Genomic DNA, 23295 nt, shown 5'->3' with positions numbered 1-23295 from the left:
TCTAATAGGGTGGTATATGATGCATATTTCCGATAAGGATCTTTTGGTGCGCTTAGGTCGCCAAGACGATCGCGAAGCTTTTCGTGTGCTCTATAGTAGGTATCTCCATCAGGTGTACAATTATGCGTATGCCATAACCGCTGATACTGATTTGAGTGAAGAGATTACCCAACGGATTTTTATTGCAGTGTGGGAACACCGGTCTGGCTTGTCTTCCGTACAGCATATCAAGGCCTATTTGCTTCGCGCTACGAGAAACAAATTGCTGAACGAGATACGGAAGCAAGGGCGATATGCGGCCATGAAGGTGGCCATTGCCGTGGCAGATGACGCCGCGTTCGAGAGCCCCGAAGAAACGGTGATCCTTAAAGAACATTTGCTATTGGCAGATCGAGCCATACAGCAATTACCCCCCAAAAGAAAAATCATTGTGGAGCTCAAGACCAAAGAGGATCTATCGCTCGATGAAATTGCCGCACGTCTCCATATTTCCAAAAATGTGGTCAAAAAGCAGTTGTACAAGGGATTGGCATCGGTCAGGGTCTTTTTGGCCAGCCATGGCGAACTGACCATTTCGGTTGTTTACATGGTCGCCATGATACAAAACCTCGGTTAATTTAATTTTTCTGAATTTCTAGAGGGGTCCTTTCCATAGCTATAGGTGTCTTTAGCTATATGAACCAATATAAATTTTTAGAGTTCCTGGAAAAGGTAAGGTGTGGACAAAGCACGGAAAGCGATATGGAAGCATTCCGTGCTTGGGTACAGCGTCTTCCCAAGAAGGAGGCTCGGAAGGTGCTAAACCTTTATGAGCAAGCCAATAATTTTGATACGGACATAGAAGCCGATGTGATTGCCCGTATCAGTAAGGGCATAGAGTCTGGTATAGGAAGCACAGTGCCTATACAAGGGCAAAGGATAAGATGGGGCTCGGTATTCCTAAAAGTTGCCTCAGTGGTATTGTTGTTTTCCACCGCGTGGTTTTTCGTAGATCTCCATAAAACAGAAAGGGATTTACTGTCTGAGGAGAATCCTGTAGTCAGCCCGGGCAGCGATAAGGCCATGCTGCTATTGGCAGATGGTAGACAGATTTATCTGGATGCAAACCCATCGGATAGCCTCATCGAGTTCTCTGGAGCCACGCACTTTAAGGAGAAAAAGGGCATATTGGAGGCTGTAGCTACGGCCAATCTGTCTGGCAAGATGGAAGAACATGTGCTGAGCACACCTAAAGGGGGGCAGTACAAACTCGTTCTGTCCGATGGCACGAAGGTGTGGCTCAATGCTTCCAGTACCATTCGTTTTCCCAGCAATTTCAACACCGATAAAAGGGAAGTACAAGTATCGGGAGAAGTCTATTTTGAGGTGGCCAAAATGGTTCAAAAGCCTTTTATTGTCCATGCTCCCAAAATGGACGTAGAGGTATTGGGCACCCAGTTCAATATAGCCAGCTATCAAGAAGATGCCAATTATACCACCTTGGTAGAAGGGAAAGTGAAACTTTCTTCCAAAGGACATGAAATTGTTTTGAAACCGGGAGACGAAGCACGCATATCCGATGATGGAAAGCCATCGGTCAAGCAAGTGGAGACCTTATATGCCACCGCTTGGAAAGACGGCTATTTTATGTTCAACTATGAACGCATAGAGCAGGTGATGGACAAGATAGCTCGTTGGTACGACGTGGAGATCGTATATGTGGATGGTATCCCAGATAAGCGATTTTGGGGTAGTATTTCCAAATACGATCAGGTAAGCAATGTGTTCAAAATGTTGGAGGAAACCGGGGGGATCAAGTTGGATTTAGTAGGAAGGAGGGTGATGGTGAAGAAACTATAAAGCGTGTTTTTTTAAGGGATAAGCAGGAAATATGATTCCTGTGAGTAGGTATACTGAGAAGGAATAACCAAAGCTAAATTTATGAACCTATTTTATTTTAAGATTCTATTGAAGAAAAACTGCGGTCTTCCACTACGTGGAGTGTTGATTGCAAAGATGCTTTTTCTGTCTATTGTAATACTGGTTAGTCAGGTCAATGCCAAGGGATTTGCCCAGGATATAACGATAAGGAAGAGCAACATACGCCTAGAAGAAATCTTCCTGGAAATACAAAGGCAAGCGCATGTGCGGGTTTTCTGCGATGCACAAGTGCTCGAAAAGATGGAGCCGATAACCATCGACATGACGAGCAAATCGGTCGATGAGGTATTGGACTATTGCTTTCGCAATACGCCATACACTTATAAGCGAGATAATAATACCATTATTATAGTTCAAAGGAACGGTACGGATGCTGCTACTACCATAACAAAGCAGATGAAGATATCGGGCAGGGTAGCGGACGAAAATGGAGAGACTGTTCCGGGTGTCAGTATCCGTACGGATAACGGCATCAATACGACATCCAATGCTGATGGGCTATATACCATCACTTCCCCACAAACGGTGAGCACCATTACCTTTAGAGCTATTGGCTTTGAGGACCTCACCGTAGAGGTGAATGGAAGGACATCGATAGACGTCGTCTTGAAGACATCCAATACGGCCTTGGATGAAGTAGTGGTCGTAGGATATGGCACGCAAAAAAGAAGGAATGTCGTAGCTGCTGTAGATCAGGTACAAACCAGTGCTTTTGAAGGCAGGCCAGTGGTCAATACAACACAGGCCCTGCAAGGTGTTTCCCCCAGTTTGGTGGTACAGCAAAGGTCGTCTGAACCCGGTGGGGGTATCAATCTCAACATCAGGGGGATAAGCACGCTGGGCAACAACAGCCCCTTGGTGGTCATCGACGGTATCGTGGGGGGAGACATCAATTTATTGAACCCTGCCGATATTGCTTCTGTTTCCGTGTTGAAGGATGCCGGAAGTGCGGCGATATATGGTTCTAGGGCCAATAACGGCGTGGTATTGATTACTACCAAACAAGGTAGCAAGGATTCGAGGAGCGTGCTGGCCTACAATGGTTTGTTGGGCATGAACGATCCCCATATGTTTTTCAAGCCCGTCCATGGTTATGAAAACGCCATGTTGCGGAATCAATCGGCCGTAAATGCCGGTCTACAACCCGTATACAGTCCGTCGCAGATTAGGCAGTTTCAGGAGGACGGAGATGAAGAATGGTTTGTAGACGGCATCCTGCAGCAGGCTATACAGCAAAACCATAACCTGAGCCTCTCGGGAGGCAATGCCTCTTCCACCTATCACGTCTCGGCTGGGTACTTCAATCAGCAGAGCAACTTCGTGGGGCCAGATTACGGCCTGAAACGCTACAATTATCGCATTAACCTGACCAATGAGGTCGGTAGGTTGCGTCTGGCCACGCAGATGGCCTATGCACGAAGCGAGAACAAGGACCATTCCTCTTCTACGCAAACGCTGATGGTCGATGCAGCCAGGGTGCCCTTATATTACCGCATGAAAGACGATGAAGGTAGGTACCTGACCAATGATGTATTGACTGAGTTCAATCCGCTAGGTGTACTGGAGCAAGGAGGTTTTCGGAACTATACGGACGATAATTTATTTGCCAATGTGAGCGCAGAGATGAAAGTAACCGACTTTTTGAAGTTAAGAGGAGTTTTTGGCGGTAGCCTGAAAGCAAACAACCAGTTTGCGCGAACCATGCGGGTGGATTTCTACCCATCGGGCGTATCGGGAGCAGACCAAAATACCAATGACGAAGCCTATAAAAGCTTGGAACTAAACACGCAATTTATGGCGGAGTTCAATAAGAGTTTCGCTCGGCACGACGTAGCCGTACTGGTGGGCGTATCCAATGAGAATTTTGGTAGCAGGATGTCTTCCATATATAGGCGTTATACGGATCCGGAATTGGGCACCCCCATCACCGAAACGGTGATCGGCACAAATTCCAGCAATAGCAACCAGACTGCGACGGAAAATAGTCTAAACTCGCTTTTTGGAAGAGCTTCTTATACCTATGACGAAAAGTACTATGCCGAATTTAATTTTCGTGTAGATGGATCGTCCAAGTTTAGAAAGAATAATCGTTGGGGCTTCTTCCCGTCCATATCGGCGGGATACAGGCTGAGCGACGAAAGTTTCATGGATTTCTACAAAGAACGGATCGGTGATGCCAAGTTGAGAGGTTCCTACGGTGTGGTCGGTAATCAAAACGTCGGCAATTTCCAGTACCAAACCACCTATTTTACCTTTCAGAACGCCTACGGCTTCAATAACGTAGGTGTGGGAGGCACAGGGTACAACTTTGCCAATCCCGATCTCAGATGGGAAAGGGCCGCCACCTTAAATATCGGCTTGGATTTGACTTTCTTGAACGATAAACTGACCGTATCGGCCGATTATTTCAATAAGGTAACAAGTGATATCTTGATTCCACCACAGGTGCCCGGTGTTTTTGGAACTAGCCTGCCCGATTTTAATGCCGCAAAGGTACGCAACCAAGGATGGGAGCTAGCGGCAACGTACACGCAGCAAGGTAGGCTTTTTAGGCATATGCTGACATTGAACGTGGGCGATTCGCACAATGAAGTACTTTATTTCGAGGGCAACCAACGCTTGCAAGGTGTGGAGGAATTGCAGATACTACTCAAGGAGGGATTTCCTTTTAATTCCTATGTGGGACTGAAAAGAGATGGCTACTTCCAGACCATCGACGACGTCAACGCTGGGCCAAAGCCTCCGGGGCTGAATGTGCAGCCGGGCGATAACAGGTACGTGGATGTAAATGGCGATGGGGTGATAGACAACAACGACTTGTTCGTGTTTGGCAATCCGTTTCCCAGGTTTAATTATGGTGCCCAATACCAGGTGTCTTTTAAGGGCTTGGACTTGAATCTTTTTCTTCAGGGAGTAGGCAAGCGTACCATGATGATCAGGGGAGAGCTGGTTGAACCCTATCATTTCAACTATGGATTGACCATGTACCAACATCAGCTGGACTACTGGACGCCTGCTAACCCGAATGCGCGCTATCCGCAACTATCGGCCAATAATAGCAATTCCAACATCAATAACTTTAGGAGGGGTTCTGATATGTATCTGTATAATGCCGCCTATTTGAGATTGAAAAACATCCAACTAGGTTATAGCCTGCCTTCGAGCGTGGTAGGCAAAATCGGTTTGCAAAAGTGCAGGGTGTACCTTTCCGGGCAGAATCTCTTCACCCTGTCTGGCGTGAAGTTTATCGATCCGGAAATCACCGAGTTTGATAGCAACCTCCGGAACGATGGCGCCAACAGTGGTAGGGCATACCCTACCTTGATCTATTATGGAATGGGTTTGGACATCACTTTTTAATGCAGTAAACGATTATGAAAAGAAGACATAGAATAGCGTTGACATTTTGTTTGATGTTGACGGCCGTTGCCTGTAAGAGATTGGATTTGATCCCAGAGAACAATTTTACCGATCTCAACTATTGGACAACGGAAGAGAAAGTGAAAAGTATCCTCAATACGGCCTACTCGCAGATGGGCAATAGCGAACGCTTTTTTTCCAATGAGGGCATGTCCGACAATGCTTTCAGCGGTCGTGGCGATTTCGGAGGTTCCACCTCATTGGCTGCGGGTACCTACGATCCGGCATTGGGGCGTATTCTGGATGAATGGAGGTACCATTATCAGGGTATAAAGACCTGTAACCTGATTTTGCAGAACATCGACCAAGTTCCTATGAATGAAGACGTGAAGGCTAGGATGAAAGCGGAAACGCGTTTTATTAGGGCCTTGAAGCATTTTCAACTTACTACCTGGTTTGGCGCCGTACCTTTGCTGGATCAAGATCCTAGCTTGGAGGAAGCGCTACACATAAGCAGAACCCCCAAAGGCCAGGTTGTGGAATATATATTGAACGAGTTGGATGCTGCCGCACAGCATCTTCCCATAAATACGGCATATGGCGCGGCAGATAGGGGACGTATTACAAAAGGTGCCGCCTTGGCGCTGAAGGCGAGGGTGTATCTCTACGAAGGCCGTTGGCAAGATGTGGTCAATACATGTGAATCCTTGATGAATGGAGCTAATGGCAACTATGCTTTATTTCCTTCCTATGAGGGATTGTTCCTGCCTGAAAACGAAAACAACAATGAGGTGATCTTGGATATGCAATATGTGCCCGAATTTAGGACATGGAGCAACTTTTTCGATTTTGCGCCCTTGTCTGTAGGTGCGAGGCTCAATAACCTTGCTCCGACGCAAGAACTGGTAGATAGCTACATCATGCTGAATGGCAAGCGGATAGACGAAGAAGGTTCTGGCTATGATGAAGATAACGCTTATGAAAACAGGGATCCACGGATGGCGTCTACTGTCGTGTATGACCAATACCAGTGGAGGAGACCGGATGGAAGTGTGCAAACGATCTATATCAAACCGGGAACGGCTCCGAGTTCGGGAAATGCCAGCGCCGATGAATATGCACCGGGCACCGCAAGTTCGCCCACTGGCTACTATTGGCGCAAGTACTACGATCCCTCTCATGGCAATAATTTCTTGTCGGGACTCAATCTAATTTTGATACGATACGCGGATATATTGCTCATGTATGCAGAAGCAAAGAACGAGCTTGTGAAATTGGGACAAGAAGATTGGGATTTGACCGTAAGGGCTATCCGCACCCGAGCAGGATTTACCCAGGCCGAAGCGCTGAATTATCGTGCAGACCTTTCGCAGGAAGGCTTGCGCGATTTGATCCGCAACGAAAGGCGTAGTGAATTTGCCTTTGAAGGGACGCGTATATTCGACATAAGAAGGTGGCGGATAGCAGAGCAGGTGCTTAACGGCTGGGCGCACGGTGCCAAGTTTGGCCCGGCCAATGAAGATAATGGCTATATAAGAGCCAATTTGCGCACCTTCGATAGCAATAAGCATTATTTATGGCCCATACCCAGGGATGAGCGAAATCTGAACAGCAACTTAGAACAAAATCCGGGTTGGGAAAACTAATTGAAACCATTAAATCTGAATTTGATCATGAATATGAAAATAAAACTTGGTATGCTATTGTGTGCGATAGCATCGCTGGTATACTCTTCTTGCAATAAGGATAAAGAACTTAGCCATACCGAAGTGAGCGAGGTGAGCAACCTATACTTGCCCAAAGATGATGCCTTTGTGAAGCTGGGAACAGGAAGCGAAACCTTTGAATGGGAAATGGCCAGAGCTGCCGATAACGGCTTGGTGATGTATGAGGTCGTGTTCGACAAAGCAGATGGAGATTTCTCCAATCCCCTGTATAGGTTGCCTTCAGATGGCAATGGCATGCAGCGCAACCTCACCGTTACACATGCTAGGCTCAATCAAATTGCCGAAATGGCCGGCATTGCGGCCATGGAAACCGGGACAGTGCTATGGAGCGTCGTCTCTTCCAAGGGCATCAATGCACAAAGGGCGGTGGCGATACATAAACTACACTTGGAAAGGCCGATGGGCTTTTCTACTTTGCCAAGTGAGTTGTACATCACGGGCGATGCCTCGGAAGGGGGAAGCGATGTAGGCAATGCGCTTGCCTTTAAGCAAATCGCCAATGGCGAATTTGAGATTTATACCAAATTGGGGAACGGCTCCTATAGCTTCTTGGATGGAAGGAATGAGAACGCACAGGTATATTCCATCAATACGGATGGGATTATCGTAGAAGGTGGTAGCAGCGAGCATAGCGGTGAAAAAATTTATCGCATCAAGCTCAACTTCAACAATGCTTCCGTGCAGATGACGGAAATAAATGAGCTGGCGCTTTGGTTTGCTCCCGACGACACGTTTTGGTTCACCATTCCATATACAGGAAATGGTACATGGGAAGTACAGAATGTAGATGTCGTGTTCAAGCAGGAAAGCTGGGGACGTGACGAGCGATATAAATTCAGGTTTAAGGTGATCGATGGAGGCGAAGAGAAAGAGGAATGGTACGGCAGCAGAAATACGGACAATAACCGACCTACTTCCACCACACAGGCATCTTATTGGTTCATGGTTCCCGTGACCAATGATAGATGGAACAATTCGTTTAAGTTTGATGGGGATGTCGATAATAAAAAGGCCCATGTGAAGGTCATCTTTAATCGTGAGGTGGAGGCCTATACGCATTCGGTCACGGTCGCAAACTAAGGAGGTAAATTATGAGATGTACTAGAAGTAAGATGTGGAAATGGACTGCGGCAATGCTCTTAGGCTTGTCGTGTGGCGCTTGCAGCGATGAAGCGGTTCCTCTGTATCCAGATAGGGAGACGGAACAGGTAAACTACACCTGGCATGCTACAGCAGATTCCTTGCAGGCTACCACTTATGAAGTGTTTCTATCCGCCAATGGCAGGTACTTTAAGGAGAATAATACCAGCAGCAACAATTTTCATTATTGGTGGAACGCGCACATGCTTGATGTGCTGGTAGATGGGTATGAGCGTACAGAAGACGCGGCCTATGTACCCAAAATGAAAAACTTGTTGCTCGGTATCCGGGAAACCAACAACGGACATTATCCCAACGAGTTCTATGATGATATGGAATGGTTGGCATTGTCGGCGCTTCGCGCTTATGACCTAACGCAAGATGCCGATTATTTGGACGCGGTAGAGATCCTATGGGCAGATATACAAACCGGGATCAACGATCATCAAGGCGGTGGTGTTGCATGGAGAAAAGGTCAGCTGGACTACAAGAATACGCCTGCCAATGCACCAGCCATTATATTGGCCTGTCGTCTATACGAACGGTTCGGTAGCGAAGAGGATATTGAACAGGCAGTCTCTTTATACGAATGGTTGAAAAACACGTTGATAGACCCTAGCACGGGAATAGCATGGGACGGAATCAATCGCAATGGAGACGGGGAAATCGATAAATCGTGGTTGTTTACCTATAACCAGGGAGTGGTCATTGGCGCAGGGTTGGAGCTGTACAGGAATACCCAAAATACGACTTATCTCCAAGATGCCGTTAGGACGGCTAAGGCTGCGCTGAACAGCATGTCCATAGCTCCTGGTGGTATTTTGAACAATGAGAACCAGGGCGATGGTGGACTATTCAAAGGCATTATGGTAAGGTATCTTACCCTTTTGGCCATGGAGGAGGGTATAAGTAGTGTGGACAGGGAGGATTTCCTGCGCTTTTTATTGTTCAATGGGCAAACGGTATTTTCAAAGAGCATCGCCCGTCCGTCTATGATGGTGGGGCCAGACTGGAACAATCTCCCTGGAGAAAGTACAGATCTGTCCACCCAATTGAGCGGTGTGATGATGATGGAAGCTATCAGTAAACTGCAAGATGGTGGATTGATAGAATAAACAAGCTTCTATTTTAGAAAATCCTATTTATTAAACGAGAGGGCTGTCCGAAAAGGGCAGCCTTTTTTTATGCGGCTATTTTATGCTGGTCAAATTTTTGGTTGCTATTTTGAGTTGATGCGAATATGATGTCCTCAAGCCCTCCATTGTTAATATTACAGGTGAATATAAGGGGCATTTTAGGCATTTGGAAGATAAGTTTCAGCGTGGAAAGGCCCTTGGCTGCCATTTTTCTAAAGTTGTGTCCAATTGTCATCAATAGGAACTCCATTTCTACTTTTTCCAATCCCATGAACGTAAACCGGTTAAACTTATTGTTGCTTTTGAGCTGTCCGAACACGGCTTTGGGTTCTGTGGCCCGTTTACTTCGGTGTCTCAGGCCTTTTTCGCTCATCAGAAGTTCCTTTGCCTGGGACTTGAGTTCGTTTAACCGGTGGTTTTCCTCTATCCTGCGATTGCCAGCAGCCTGGTGGCAGGAACCCCGAAGCGGGCTTTCCTTGCACATATACCGTTCAGGTAAGGTACACGAGAACCGTTCAGCTTTCCTTTCAAACCATCGATCTAAAACACATCATTGGTTCTTTGGGTGTTTAATGTTTTAAAAAACAACTTGGTCAAACATTGGCTGTGAAAATTTGATGGTTTGCTAAAATCTTCAAACAACTGATACATAAAGCGTGGACTTCCACCTGTCCGCTCTTGGTATCTGCATCAGAATAAAGGTAATATCTCTTTCCAAATGGAAAAGTCGAAGATTTGCTGTAAGCTATGTTTTAAGTCTTTTTCTTTCATTGTTTCAAATTATTTGAGCCCTTTGTGAGTCCATTATTTATTCTTTATTTCTCAATCTACGAATGCCTGAAACCCCACTATTGCTGCATTCTGAACAATTAGCGAACAAAACGAACAATTAGCGAACAATTAGGTTATATCACATATTTTGCTCCTCTACCTTTTAAACCTGACGATTTCAAAATTCCTTTATCTACCAATTCGTTAAGTTCTTCTGATGAAAGCGTCTGTTTTGTGTTATTCATTTTTTGGTAAATAGAATTTGTGATAAAACTATTTTCTTTGACATAAAGAATCGCCCTTACCTGTCTTTCATTCAAACCAAGATCAATCAGATATTCCTCATTATAAACATCTTTTTTGAACTCTACCCAAAAGTCAGAGCCATCAAAAAAATAATTAGGTTTGGGGAGTCCTGCCGCTACGCATTTTTCAGTCATTTTAGCAATGCCACGCCCCCACGATTCGATATAACCACTTCTGAATAATGTATTGGCAATATCAGGATTATATGGTCTTGACGCATGATTAATCAAAAGATTATTAATAGTCCAGTTTTCGGGTAATTGTCCATCATTCCAAATCATTAACCGGTCTTTGAACACTTTGATTTGAATGGGAATCCCACCCGAATAATCCTTGTGGGCAACAGCATTGAGTAAAGCTTCCCGAATGGCTTCTCTTGGGTATTCATAAGTTTCTACACGAGAAATTCCCTCGTAACTGATAAGAGCTTTGATGTATTTAGTGAACAGCAAATTTATTGAGGTTTCAATCTGTTCAAAAAGATTCCCGTGTATTTCATCCTGAAAAACTAAATCAACTTCATTCTCAAAAAAGCCAATTTTAACAAACGCTCCGGTGACAAACTTTTCAGGTTTGGGATGAAAAAGTAATATTCCGGCACGCTTAATCATTTTTTCATCTTCCAAATAGAGTTGTAGGCTTTCTAGTAACTCTTGATTCGTTCCTTCGATATCTTCAGGTTCTAATCGTTTGCTTTTGGCAGCTTTCTTTCTAAAGAAATCGAACGTATCGTTTTTAAGGCCATCGACTGTAATGTTGGGAACAGGTACCCCATCCCATTTCTTGCCTTGTCGCTGAAGCAAAAATTTGGTTAAGGCTGTGCCTTTTAATTCCTGTATTGTGCTTCCTGACCTATAATAATACTTGCCTCTCAGACTTATGGGAAAAGGATATGGCTCAACTATTACTTCCAAATAATCGGATTCATTTTCTGTATGCAAGTTTACATCTACCATCAATCCTAAAAGGTCTCTCACCTGGTTAGGAATGTCTTCCAAAAGTTTCTTCGCATTTGCTACGTGCTTTAGGTTCCCTCTATCATCCTTACCGATAAACAAAATTCCTCCTTGGGCATTTGCAAAACCACAAATCCACTTGAAATAGTCACTATGCCACGACTCTTTCCATTCTATGTTTTGATGTTCTTTTGTGCGCTGACTCATTCGCTAAAACTTTCAGTGATGATAATTTCGGGGGTTAGGTTTTTAGCCTTTATGATTTTTTCTATCAAAATCCTGTTCAGCTTCTTCGTTCATAAGCGGATACCCTTTGAGTATTTCAATGACTTTTTTCAAAATGATGACAGGCTTCAACGGGAATTTTTTCGACTTCCCGAAATTAAGACTGCGTAAATTTATAAAATTCTGTTCAATAAAGAGGCTGCCCGACTTTTCGGACAGCCTCCTCGTTTATTATGCTTAGTAACCGGGATTTTGCACCAAGTTTGGATTGATGGCGATTTGTGTGTTTGGTATGGCGTACAATTCCTTGTTCGGATCCCCAGATGGTTGGTGGTCCCACCAAGTAGCTGTTGTAAACTTGCCAAAACGGATCAAATCGGTTCTGCGTTTGCCTTCGAAGATGAATTCCCTGCCTCTTTCTGCAAGTAGTTCGTCCATAGTCAGAGAGGCTGGGGTATATTGTGCTTCTGGCCAGTCGGCTTCAGAAAAGGCACGCCTTCTGGAGGCGTTGATTAAATCTACCGCTTCCTGCGTGGCGTTTCCGCCATTTTGGCGCATCAAAGCTTCTGCTTTGTTGAAATAGATTTCCGTGAGGCGGTACATGACATAGTGGTTTTCCAAATAGTTTTGATCACTCAAGGTGCCAGACTTGTATTTGTTGAAACGTGCGCCACTATTCTCTTCCCCTTCGGCCATGCCACCTTCGCTGGTGGTATCTCCTTGGCTTTCGCGGCGAATGCTGTTGACCAAAATAAAAGGTTGCCCATCGTATTCTTCGGTGCCTAGTACGGGGGTAGTAGTACCATATCGGTATTGTGGACCAAAGAGAAACCATTCCTTCTTCCGGAGGTCATTTTCCGCATAGCTGTCAAAAGCCGTGGGAATGACCACAAACCCATTGGATCCGCCATAACCGACGTTCAGCACGTCGCGCATGTAATCATATCCCATCAACATGCCCCAGCCAATGGCAAAACCACCTTGCCTGCTGTAGGCAAATTGAAAGAGGTTTTCCGTAGCATTTTTATTGGTATTGCTAAACGTACTGTTGAGATCAGTTGCCAAACTGGGCGTTCCGCCCAATCCTCCGGCCTCGCCGCTGATAATCTTGTCACAGGCAGCGATACATTCTTCCCACATGGGCGTTCCTCTCCATTTCTCTGCGTTCAGGTAGAGTTCGGCCAGCATGGCATAGCCAGCGGCCATGGATACACGACCAATCAACTCGCTGGATAATGGGAACATCTGGGGTACATAGGTTTCCAATTCGGTTTGTACGAAATCGAACACTTCGGCCCTGGATTTTGTTTCCGGATTGTCTATGCCTGTAGATACCTCGGTGGTAATGGGTACATTGCCCCATAGATCCATGATTTTCATATAATGAAAAGCACGCAGAACACGTAACTCAGCAACAATGGCCGTCAGCTCCTCTTCCTCCATGCCCACGGTTTCTGGGTCTAGTTGTTCAATGTTTTCCAGGGCATTGTTGACATATCCCAAGCCTGTCCACATCAGAATCCAGCACCCACGCATGCGGCTTTCATTGTCTGTCCAGGTATGGTAGTGTTGTCTGAAGTGGTCTCCCGCATCATAGCCATGCCTTCCTTTTTGTGGCCAGGCCAACTGATCGGCGGACAGCTCACTGTGATAATAATAACCTTGGTCGCCATTGAACGTATACCAGGCCTGCAAATGGGTGAAAGGTCTCAACGCCGCTTGCAATACCTCTCGCCGATTGTTGAAAAATTGATCTTCCCTGATTTCACTATACGGATTTTCGTCTAGCTTGGTACACGCCTGCATCATCCATAGGGATAGAAGGCAGAAACAAATGTACAATTGCTTATTTGATATGATTTTCATAATTCTTTCTTCCTTTAAAATCCAACATTCAAACCTATGGTCCAAGAACGTGTACGTGGATAAAACCCACGGCTATCTATCCCCGTGGTGAACCCTGTATCCTGCAATTCTGGATCGATGCCACTATAACCGGTAAATGTGAGCAGATTTCTTCCTGTTGCATAGATCCGTAGGTTGCGGATATAATTGGTGTTTAGCTGAAAGCTGTATCCCAATGTCACGTTGTCCAATTTCACAAAATCCCCTTTTTCCAGGTAATAGTCAGAGTACTGAGGGTCGTCATCCAAGTTGCCATGCGTGGTGAGGGCGCTTTCTAGAACGTTATTTGGCAACCATTTCTTGTTGCCGAAATACATGTCCTGCGTATTCAGTATATCGAAGCCGAATTTCCCTCTTAGGAAAACCGTTAGATCCAGATTTTTATACGTGAAGCGGTTGCTGATTGCCAAATTGTATTTTGGTACGCCATTGCCTATCACCGTGAGGTCATTGTCGCTCATCTCACTTGCGGTGCCCGTGCTGCCATCGGCTTTGTAGAACAGCCACCTGCCATCATCGGTAAGCCCAGCAAAGCGCTTGCCATAGAAGTTGCCTACTCGTCCTCCCTCTTCTAGACGGATCGCATTCCCGAGGTTACCGGGAGATGGTAGACCGCCGAATTCCAAAAAGTTGGCTTGGAATACGTCACTGGACAGCTGATCCAAGCGGTTGTTCTGCAAACTTCCGGTAAGGTCAACAGTCCAAGTGAAATTTTCTTTTTTGATCGGTTCACCGGTCAGAAAAACTTCCACACCATTGTTGGCAATGCTGCCCACATTGGTATAGATGAGATCACGTACAAAACCCGGTTGTTGGGCATTGTATTCATAGAGTAGATCGTTTGTCTTTCTGTTGTACACATCTATGGCTCCGGACAGCCTATTTTCAAATATGGCAAAGTCGAGCCCGAAGTTCCATTCGGCTTTACGCTCCCATTTTAGGTCGGGATTGGCATTCCGGGAGGGGCCATATGTCTGGTAGTACACGCCCTGCTGCGGGTATACACCGCCATAGCTGAGCGTGAGCAAGGATTGATAGTTGTCTATGTCCTGGTTGCCGGTAATACCGTAGCCGGCCCTGAATTTCAGGTTGTCGAAAAAGTTGAGATCCTGGATAAAGGATTCCTCGCTCAGCGTCCATCCAATGGATGCTGCTGGGAAATTGCCCCATTTATGGTTGGCACCAAACCGTGAGGAACCTTCGCGGCGCAAGATAACTTGTGCAGAATATTTGCCTAGATAAGCATAGTTGATACGACCAAAAAAAGCGATCAGGGTATTGTCGTCCTTGAAGCTGCCCATGCCCGGTCTTGGCAATAGGGGATTGTTGATGGCGCTACCTCCGCCTAGGTCCCAATCTTCTGTCACATCGCTGGTGAAACCATTGTTGTTTACGTCAAACCGTTCAAAAGTAGAATATTGATAACTGTAACCTGCCGTTGCGTTGAAGGAGTGATCTTCCGCAAAGATGGTGGTATAGTCTATGGTCGATTCAAAAGTTTTTGTCCAGGTGAGGTAGTTGGCCTTTGATGCCCATCCCATTCCTTGGTAATCCGAATTTTCCCTTTGATCCCAATCTTGCGACGAGCGATACCGGCGGTCGTTATATTGGTTTCTTATATAGGAGCCAAAGGCAGTGGCCTTCAGACCGTCCATGATGTCCAGCGTAAATGTTGCATCGCCGCTGAGGGTGGACTGGTCGCGTTCAAAAATGCGATTGGCCAATCGAGCGACGGGGTTATAGTTGTTGAAACCTTGGGTTTCCAGAAAGCTTCCGTCCGGATTGTACAGTGGAGCCGTGGGATTCCGCTGTACAGCCTGTTCAAAGTCGGCACCATTGGTCGTCCCATCGTCATTTACCCCTCCACCCAGTAGGTCGGCCTTGCTCATATTGGCGGCTAGGTTGAATTGCATGCTTAGGCGGTCTTGCAATCCCGTTTGATTGACATTGATACGTCCGCCAAATTGTTCACGGTCATTCCGCTTGGCAATGCCATAGGCATCGTTGTAATAGAGGGAAGCACGGTAATTTGTTTTCTCGCTTCCCCCAGAGGCAGCGAAGTTGTGGTACTGGCTCAAGTTGTTCTTGTTTACAAGTTCATCATAAAGATCGGTGGAGCCGCCCAGATCCAAGTTCGGATTTATCACGCCTTGACTGATGTAGTCCCTGAATTGCGAAGCAGATAGGAACTTTGGTTTCCGGTCTACCGCTTCATGTTGGAAATAGGTGGAGTAGTCGTAACGAGGGTCTCCGGCCTTGCCTTTTTTTGTGGTGATCAGAATGACCCCCGCATTACCGCGCGTTCCGTAAATGGCCGCAGCGGAGCCATCCTTCAATACCGAAAATGATTCGATGTCGTCCTGTTGGATTAGATCCAAGTTGCCGCCAGGTATACCATCTACCACGATCAGAGGCGCGGTTCCGCCTGTCAATGAATTGATGCCACGTAATTGAATGGACGCGCCGGAGTTTGGGTTATTCCCTTGCGTACGGGTAATATTTAAACCGGCTACCTTTCCTTGTATAAGGTCTACTGGAGAGCGAGCGCCACCGGCATTGAAATCTTCTTCGGTCACATTGGCCACTGCGGAATTGATCTCGCTACGCTTTTGTGTTCCGTATCCTACGACAACCACTTCCTCCAGTTTATTGTCTTCTCCCTGAAGGGCGACGTTGATAGAAGTGCGATCACCTACTAGCTCTTCCTTGGCAGTATAGCCTATAAATCTGAAAATTATAGTCTGATTGTTTGATGCTTCAATGGTATACCTGCCATTTTCGTCCGTGGTGGTGCCATGATCGGAACCTTTTATCATAACGGATACCCCGGGCAAGGGTAAGTTGTCGGGAGAACTGGTAACTGTTCCTGAAACTTTTTTGGGCTGTTGGTTGCCAGCAGTGTTCTCTTGCAAAGCCATTACCTGCTGATAGGGCCACATGGCGCTAAGCCATAAAAAAAATAAGAGCAAAAATCTAATTGCGCTTATTCCAAAAGATTTGTTTTCTTGGTTAAGCATACTATCGTCATTCATTGGTTAGATAAAATGTGTTTGTTATCATATTGTTTGATATTGGCTAAATCGCTTTAGCAAATTAGATTCAAGGGGGGAATAGGAGCTGAAATAATAGACGTCTCATAATAGATAGTTAAATTAAAATAACATGTGCTACGGGAAGAGCACATAAAAAAAGCGAAGCTTTAAATGGAAGTAATCTTACGAGTTATCTGGCTTTTTTATGGATCCGGTAAAATGTAAAATGTAAGATTTGAAATCATATAGTTTATTTTATGTCTAATAATCGGTTAGCAATCAATGCTTGTTGCTTGTTTAATATAACTCTTAAAAGACAAAAAAATTGCCCAAGTGTTTTAACTTGGTTCAATGCAACATTAAAATGGCATACTTTTTCTGGTCGAAATAACCGTTAATTTTCCGATCGCCAAACAATTTTTTGGGGTAGCTGTTGCATAAGTAAATAAACAAAAAACATTGTTTACCTATTTTAAAGCAAAATAAATTATTATGGCAGATTTGAAGTTAAAAGGTGCTTGGAACACCGTGAAAGGAAAAGTGAAAGAGAAATATGCTGAATTGACAGATGACGACTTGTTGTATGAAGAAGGCAAGGAGGATCAGTTGATAGGCAAATTGCAACAAAAAACTGGTAAAACACGCGATCAAGTAGTAGATTGGTTAAATAGTTTGTAATAGCTAACCAATTTTGAACTGATGAGGGTGAAAGCGTTTCGATCTACTATGGTCGAAACGCTTTCTTTTTGTTATTTTCGTCCCATGACAAAAAGCAAAATGCCACATATACTGGTTGTCAACGACGATGGCGTGGATGCCCCCGGCATTCGCGTGCTGATAGAGGAAATGCAGCATCTGGGCAAGGTGACGGTGGTAGCGCCAGATAAGCCGCAGTCTGGCATGGGGCATGCCATTACCTTTGGAGAACCCTTGCGCATAGACGCCATGGATCTCTATGAGGGAGTGGAAATGTATAAATGTACCGGCACGCCCGTAGATTGCGTGAAACTGGCCGTTCATAAGATCTTTGGTGACAAGAAGCCCGACTTATGCGTTTCGGGAATCAATCATGGCATCAACAATTCCATCAACGTGCTTTATAGTGGTACCATGTCTGCTGCGGTAGAAGGTGCCATTGAGGGTATACCCAGTATCGGGTTTTCCTATGACGACTTTTCCTATGACGCCGATTTCTCTACCTGCAGAAAATGGGCCTCGTCCATTGCCAGTCAGGTCATTCGCAATGGCATACAGATGGGCACATTGCTCAATGTGAACTTTCCCCGAGGAGAGATTAAGGGAGTGAAAATCTGCCGGCAGGCAGATGCGCGCTGGGCCGAAGGCTTTGACGAAAGGATGGATCCCTATAATCGTCCCTATTATTGGATGACAGGCAAGTTTGTGCTCAATGATAGGGGAGAGGATACCGACGTGTGGGCCATCGAACGGGGCTATGCGACCATCGTGCCCACCCAGTTTGATATGACGGCTCATCATGCCATTCCGCAATTGAACAGTTGGTCATTCGATGTCAGGAAATAACATGGTATTTTTGCGTTACAATCACATCTTGTTTGGCTGCCTGCTAGGCAGCGTGGCTCCCTTGATCGCTTTTTTCTTTACGGAATACCATCTCGTGGAAACTTTGACGCAAAGAAAGCCGCTCCTAGCGTATGTGTTGTCTGCTGCGGTCAATTTAATCTTGCTTCGCTATTTATATAAAAACGAGAAGGACGGGACTGCGAGGGGAGTAATATTGGTCACTTTTGCCTGCATGTTGCTATTGTTGTATTTGAAAGGATTTAAGGTTTGAGGTATGGGGAAGGCAAAGTGATGTCTCAATTCTCATATCTCATATCTTTTTTATTTTTACTTTTTTATTTTTACTTTTTCAGCATGAAATACTACCTGGTTGCTGGCGAGAGCTCGGGAGATCTGCATGGTTCCAATCTGATTAAGGCATTGCGCGAGCGCGACAAGGGAGCCGATTTTGAGATTGTAGGTGGCGATCTAATGGCAGCGGCGAGTGGCAAGAAGCCCCTGTTGCATACGTCTGAAATGTCTTTTATGGGCTTTGTGGAGGTGGTGGCCAATCTGGGCACCGTGCTATCCAACCTCAAAAAAGTAAAAGCCGATATTTTGCAGAAGAAACCCGATGCGCTCGTGCTCATTGACTTCCCAGGTTTCAATCTCAAACTGGCGGAGTTCGCCAAAAAGCACGATATCAAGGTCTTTTATTATATCTCACCTAAGGTGTGGGCTTGGAATACGGGACGTGTAAAAAAGATAAAGAAGATAGTGGATCACCTATTTTGCATCTTGCCTTTTGAAGTGGAGTTCTACGAGCAGTGGGGCATGAAGGTCGATTATGTGGGTAATCCCTTGTTGGATGCTATTGCTAGCTACCCTTATCGTGCTGATTTCCTGATGGAAAACCATTTGCGAGCAGACAGGCCAATCATCGCCCTATTGCCAGGAAGCCGAAAAATGGAAATCTCCAGACTATTGCCCGAGATGATGAAGCTTGTGGGGCTTTTTCCCATGCACCAGTTTGTGATAGCAGGGGCACCCAATTTTGATACAGCCTATTACAAACGCTACATGGACGAAATGGAAGTGCCTATTGTGTTCGGTCAAACTTACGACCTGTTGAAACATGCCGAGGCTGCAGTAGTGGCAAGCGGTACGGCCACTTTGGAAACGGCACTCCTGCACGTACCACAGGTGGTGGTCTATAAGGCCAATCCCATCAGTATTGCCATAGCACGCAAAGTTATCAAGGTAGCCTTTATCTCCCTGGTCAATCTCATACTGGACGATGAAGTGGTGAAGGAATTGATTCAGAAAGAAGCCAATCATGATACCATTGCCGATGAACTGGATCTATTGTTGAACAATAAGGAACGGCGCAGCTATGTGCTAGCCGAATACGATCGCCTGGACGAATTGATGGGCAAGCCTGGAGCATCAGATAGGGTGGCCGAGCTAGTGGTAGGTTACCTAAAAGGCGATTAGCGCCATGAAGCGATGGCTCGATAAGCAAAGAGCAACACATAAGTGTTAAAATCCATAGCAGTTTAGGTAGAGAGAAAATTTTTGATTAGGTTTGGACGAAAAAAAGAACGTTTGCATGCTTAGATCCTATATTAGTTGTTTGCTATTTCAATTGTTTTTTTCTTTTGGCCTCTATGCCCAAGACTACTCCTTAATTGCCGATAAATATTCAAACAATAAGGGTGATTCGGTCATGTATGTGCTTTACCAGGGACGGGGATTGGACAGCACAGCCATTGCTCCTGAAACGGTTGGTAATCTGTCTGTTTTTAGTTATTTGCAAGGAGGGAAAAAGATCCCCGATTTAAAAATAGACTCAACAGCTTTTGTCCGTTTTTCGGCACAGCAGCAAAATACCGGACAAAGCTTATTGACCGTCGAATTTAGCGGAGGGAAAGCGGAGCACGATCACCTTACCGTGGAAGAATTTGCCAACGCCGAAAATCTCACCGATTTGGCTTCTGTTATAGATTCATCTGGATTTACTACGGAATATACCGCCAATACGTTCTTTACTGCCAAAGCTTTGACTATGACCGATAAAAATAGTGGTGGATTGCACAGCAAAGTAGAGGGAAAGCAATTGGAGATCATATTGCAACAAAATCCATATAAACTTCTGTATGGCGATGATATCATTGCGGTAGCCTACCTGAACGGAAAGCCACAAAAGGGGGTCAGCATTGTGATCTACACAAAAGCCATGAACGGGCAAATTTTTGCTGCCAGGTATAGATCGAACGATGACGGACAGTTTTTCTTTAAGTTGAATCGCTCTGGCTTGTGGCTTGTGCAGGCAGTATATGCCAATCCCAGTGAAGAAGAAGGCGTGAATTACAATTTCTATCAAAGCTCTTATTCTTTCCGCTTTCAATAGGTTCGGCCAACACCATGCTGCCAGATGCTTGCACTAGCGTTCTGTCAAATCCCTGAAAACCATTATTCCAACTGAGGTCGTGCTGGCGTATCTTTGTTATGATGGATGTGAAGCACGCAATAGCAGATAAAGACAGTTTTGAAGCAGTACACGCAAGACCCAATTGGGTTTTGACCTGGCTGCTTCGACTTTTGCTATTCGGCCTTATGGGATTGTTGCTACTATGTCTCTTCATGATTCCTGTGGGGTTTGCTTTGGACGATTATTATGGCGCCAGTCGCATAACAAACGTGGTGGTCATTGTATTTTCCCATTCCCTGCTTCTCGGTTTGCTGTACCTGCTCATCCGCCATATCCGCTCCTTGCGGAGAAAATCAGTGGTAGCACTTTATGTGGACCGAGAGGGGATACACTACCGCTATGCAGACGGTCATTCGGATGCCATATTGTATAAAGACCTGCAATGCTCCAACGAACATCATACGCCCGATGTCTATGCCCAGACCCAAAGGCGTGGTCCCACTTTGTTCCGTATTTTTGTAAATGGTGGGCCCAGGACGGTAACCTTCATGACCGATATTGGTCGTAGCTACTATACTGGCAATCAAAGGGAACTGATAGGGCATTTCGTGCGGGGCATCCGAAGATTTCGACCCGATCTGCATGTAGGTAAGAACGTGTTCTCGGAGTTTTACATCCATCCCGATACTTTTGCCTTCGACGGGCGGGAATGGGTGAGGACCTGGGTGGCTGTTATACTGATCTTGATACTGGTATTGTTTCTGATTGATTGTTACATGAGCTATCGCTTTGGGGCCTCGCTCATCTTTGATTGAATATTTTTATGTACGCTTTAGCATGGAAGATAAAAGAACAATAAAGGCGCTATCCCTTGCCAAATGGGCCATGGTAGGCATAGCAGTATCCGTCTTGGCGATAGTTGTGGTGTTATATAGTGCTAGTACTTATGTCAATATCGATTGGCTCATTGTGGTCAGTTTCATTTCCGCCTTGGTTGCTTTGGTACTCTCCTTGGCCAGTATATGGGAACGGCCCAGCACGAGAGGCATCTTGTCGCTCATCCTATCGGGGCTAATGCTGCTGTTTTACCTCTTGGCCATTTATGCACTCAAGGATATGTGCGTTATTTGCTGATGAATGAAGAATATTCATCCCACTAGCTGTATAAGAAGTTGACGATGTATGCATAAATATTCCGATGACCCTATGTCTGGCGACGAAATGGATAATTTTCGTAAAGAACCGTTGACGCCCGACGCGGCGAAACGTATGTTGCGTGAGCAACGAAATGATATGGGCTGTCTGCTGCACTTTGCCGTGTTCTTTGCATTTGTCTTTGTCATCGTATACGTCAGTGTTGAACTTGCTGCGACAGATCGGGTGAGCTTGGAGCTATGGTGTTTTTTGGGCATTTTCTCCCTTTGCTTTGTCGCTTTTTTTGCTGCTATTGGCTATTATGAACAAAGTAAGCTTCGCCAGACGGTGAAAGGAGCACATCTCATTACGTTGAGGGGCAAGGTGAAAAGACTTGCCCGCATAGAGAACAGCGGACCTAACATGCGAGTAGGGCCAACGACAAATATGTATTCCCTGTCGATGGATGTAGATACGGAATGCGCGCATGAAAAGCAGTTCCTGGTCACCGCGGCGGTGAAGAGGGGCCTTTCCAGGGGGCAGCCCATTGAGCTCACCTATTTGGACAGCAATAAGCAGTATATCAGCCTGCAACCCATACGTGGTGTTCGCTCCCCTTTAACTGGCGATGAGCGTATGCGATTGGAACATTTTCACCAAAATGAAATGGACAATACAGGTCTTTTGAATAAGGCCTATAACCGCTATGTCTTGCTTCCTGCCTTGTTGTGGGGAGGGATATCCCTGTATTTCGATCTATGGACACGGTACCTTATTGTAGTTTCGCTGCTGATGCTGCTTCTATATTACCTCGAACAGTTGCTGCTGAAGGGCGGATCGGTAAACTCCTTGCCTATGCAGGATAGTAAGGTGACATTTGAGGCTGCCGTGAAGACATTTCGCTTACACCCCAATGGCCTAGGGGCCACCATGCAGGTAATGGACGAGTACGGCTCGCTACAGGAAATCGAGCTCGACAGAAACCAATATGATCGTTTGAAAGGGACAAAGGCGGTCAGCATCTGCTATAGGCCCTTAGAGACTCATCAAATAGAAATTGGGAGAGAACAAGTGTTGAATATTAGCTCCACGCATACCGACCTTAGCATGAAGACAGGGAAGGCCTTTGAGCATGCCTTGCAGCAGTTGTTGCATTGGTGTGAGGAAAGCAGAGGTGAGAAGCCTATCCAGATGAATGAGGGAGCATATTTGTTTGAAAAAGACAGCAAGGGAGATAGTCCAGCCTACTTGATCAAGCAGCATTTTGTTCGTGCCGTACCAGCGGCTTTTCTGCAATTTATCGAAGTGGTAGGGCCGTGCCGCTTATTTGCAGCAGAGAACGGAAGTGAAGCAATTCGCTTCTTCAACAAGGCCGAATGGCTGGCAGCACAAGAGCAAGTTGATAGGAATGCCGAACAGGAAAGCAGGACATCACGTGGAGAGTTCCTGCCAGTAGGATGCCACGAGCGATGGGGACACTGGCTGGGTTTTGACCTGTCCAAAAAGGACGATTTCAATTTTGCCTTCTTCCCTGCAGATACTTCCGTACACACCTATAGAGATGTAGTGACAGTCTTGGAAGAATGGTACCGGTTTGACGAATGGCTCATTTACGTGGTAGGCAACGAAGGGTAATCTTTGCGTTAGTATGGGAAAGGAAGGGTATAGGGATGAAAAACGGAAAGAAAAAAAAGCCGCCGTATATGAGAGCATATTACGGCGGCTAGCGGA

Annotated in this window: 18 protein-coding genes; 14 read left to right on the top strand and 4 right to left on the bottom strand. The window is 45.6% G+C overall.

Going from position 1 to position 23295, the window contains the following annotated elements:
• Positions 1-16 precede the first annotated feature (16 nt).
• The 6 genes from A37S_RS0110865 to A37S_RS24415 all read left to right on the top strand — a co-directional run bounded on the left by A37S_RS0110865 (position 17) and on the right by A37S_RS24415 (position 9262).
• Positions 17-616, top strand: coding sequence for an RNA polymerase sigma factor (locus A37S_RS0110865; protein WP_028297002.1), 600 nt, complete (start codon positions 17-19; stop codon positions 614-616).
• Between the two features lie 59 nt (positions 617-675).
• Positions 676-1839 (top strand): FecR family protein, encoded by a 1164-nt coding sequence (locus A37S_RS24420; protein WP_051293030.1) that lies wholly within the window; start codon positions 676-678, stop codon positions 1837-1839.
• 81 nt (positions 1840-1920) lie between these two features.
• Positions 1921-5280, top strand: coding sequence for a TonB-dependent receptor (locus A37S_RS0110855; RefSeq protein WP_028297001.1), 3360 nt, complete (start codon positions 1921-1923; stop codon positions 5278-5280).
• A gap of 14 nt (positions 5281-5294) precedes the next feature.
• Complete coding sequence (locus A37S_RS0110850) at positions 5295-6926, top strand: RagB/SusD family nutrient uptake outer membrane protein (protein ID WP_028297000.1); 1632 nt, start codon at positions 5295-5297, stop codon at positions 6924-6926.
• A 33-nt stretch (positions 6927-6959) separates the two neighbouring features.
• On the top strand, positions 6960-8087 hold the full coding sequence (locus A37S_RS0110845; RefSeq protein ID WP_028296999.1) for a SusE domain-containing protein: 1128 nt from the start codon (positions 6960-6962) through the stop codon (positions 8085-8087).
• A gap of 11 nt (positions 8088-8098) precedes the next feature.
• The gene (locus tag A37S_RS24415; protein WP_084163861.1) at positions 8099-9262 is read left to right on the top strand and encodes a glycoside hydrolase family 76 protein; all 1164 of its coding nucleotides are present in this window, start codon (positions 8099-8101) and stop codon (positions 9260-9262) included.
• A 67-nt stretch (positions 9263-9329) separates the two neighbouring features.
• Here A37S_RS24415 and A37S_RS27760 read toward each other — a convergent pair whose 3' ends face one another.
• From A37S_RS27760 to A37S_RS0110815, 4 genes are all read right to left on the bottom strand, one after another.
• Complete coding sequence (locus A37S_RS27760; RefSeq protein WP_028296998.1) at positions 9330-9767, bottom strand: transposase; 438 nt, start codon at positions 9765-9767, stop codon at positions 9330-9332.
• A 421-nt stretch (positions 9768-10188) separates the two neighbouring features.
• Positions 10189-11523 (bottom strand): ATP-binding protein, encoded by a 1335-nt coding sequence (locus tag A37S_RS0110830; RefSeq protein WP_028296997.1) that lies wholly within the window; start codon positions 11521-11523, stop codon positions 10189-10191.
• 255 nt (positions 11524-11778) lie between these two features.
• Positions 11779-13407 carry a RagB/SusD family nutrient uptake outer membrane protein gene (locus A37S_RS0110820; protein WP_028296996.1) on the bottom strand — a complete coding sequence of 543 codons (1629 nt, stop codon included), beginning with the start codon at positions 13405-13407 and terminating at the stop codon, positions 11779-11781.
• A gap of 14 nt (positions 13408-13421) precedes the next feature.
• The gene (locus A37S_RS0110815; RefSeq protein ID WP_036602258.1) at positions 13422-16385 is read right to left on the bottom strand and encodes a SusC/RagA family TonB-linked outer membrane protein; all 2964 of its coding nucleotides are present in this window, start codon (positions 16383-16385) and stop codon (positions 13422-13424) included.
• 585 nt (positions 16386-16970) lie between these two features.
• On the opposite strand from A37S_RS0110815, the gene A37S_RS0110810 reads away from it, so the two are divergent.
• The 8 genes from A37S_RS0110810 to A37S_RS24410 all read left to right on the top strand — a co-directional run bounded on the left by A37S_RS0110810 (position 16971) and on the right by A37S_RS24410 (position 23199).
• Positions 16971-17156 (top strand): CsbD family protein, encoded by a 186-nt coding sequence (locus tag A37S_RS0110810; RefSeq protein ID WP_028296994.1) that lies wholly within the window; start codon positions 16971-16973, stop codon positions 17154-17156.
• Between the two features lie 84 nt (positions 17157-17240).
• Positions 17241-18020: a 5'/3'-nucleotidase SurE gene (gene surE, locus A37S_RS0110805; RefSeq protein ID WP_028296993.1), complete on the top strand. Its 780-nt coding sequence runs from the start codon at positions 17241-17243 to the stop codon at positions 18018-18020.
• 1 nt (position 18021) lies between these two features.
• Positions 18022-18291 carry a hypothetical protein gene (locus tag A37S_RS0110800; protein WP_051293024.1) on the top strand — a complete coding sequence of 90 codons (270 nt, stop codon included), beginning with the start codon at positions 18022-18024 and terminating at the stop codon, positions 18289-18291.
• Positions 18292-18374: 83 nt separating this feature from the next.
• Positions 18375-19493, top strand: a complete 1119-nt coding sequence (lpxB, locus tag A37S_RS0110795; protein ID WP_028296991.1) for a lipid-A-disaccharide synthase — start codon at positions 18375-18377, stop codon at positions 19491-19493.
• Between the two features lie 115 nt (positions 19494-19608).
• The gene (locus A37S_RS0110790; protein WP_028296990.1) at positions 19609-20409 is read left to right on the top strand and encodes a DUF4198 domain-containing protein; all 801 of its coding nucleotides are present in this window, start codon (positions 19609-19611) and stop codon (positions 20407-20409) included.
• 107 nt (positions 20410-20516) lie between these two features.
• Positions 20517-21245 (top strand): hypothetical protein, encoded by a 729-nt coding sequence (locus A37S_RS0110785; RefSeq protein WP_157278574.1) that lies wholly within the window; start codon positions 20517-20519, stop codon positions 21243-21245.
• Positions 21246-21267: 22 nt separating this feature from the next.
• Positions 21268-21564 carry a hypothetical protein gene (locus A37S_RS0110780; RefSeq protein WP_157278572.1) on the top strand — a complete coding sequence of 99 codons (297 nt, stop codon included), beginning with the start codon at positions 21268-21270 and terminating at the stop codon, positions 21562-21564.
• 48 nt (positions 21565-21612) lie between these two features.
• A complete protein-coding gene (locus A37S_RS24410; RefSeq protein WP_036602228.1) occupies positions 21613-23199 on the top strand; it encodes a hypothetical protein in 1587 nt (528 codons plus the stop codon).
• Positions 23200-23295 lie beyond the last annotated feature (96 nt).

The organism is Olivibacter sitiensis DSM 17696, assembly GCF_000427965.1.
GTDB classification, from domain to species: Bacteria; Bacteroidota; Bacteroidia; order Sphingobacteriales; family Sphingobacteriaceae; genus Olivibacter; species Olivibacter sitiensis.
Note: the sequence above shows the minus strand (reverse complement) of the source record. Positions and strands in the feature narration are given on the sequence as shown.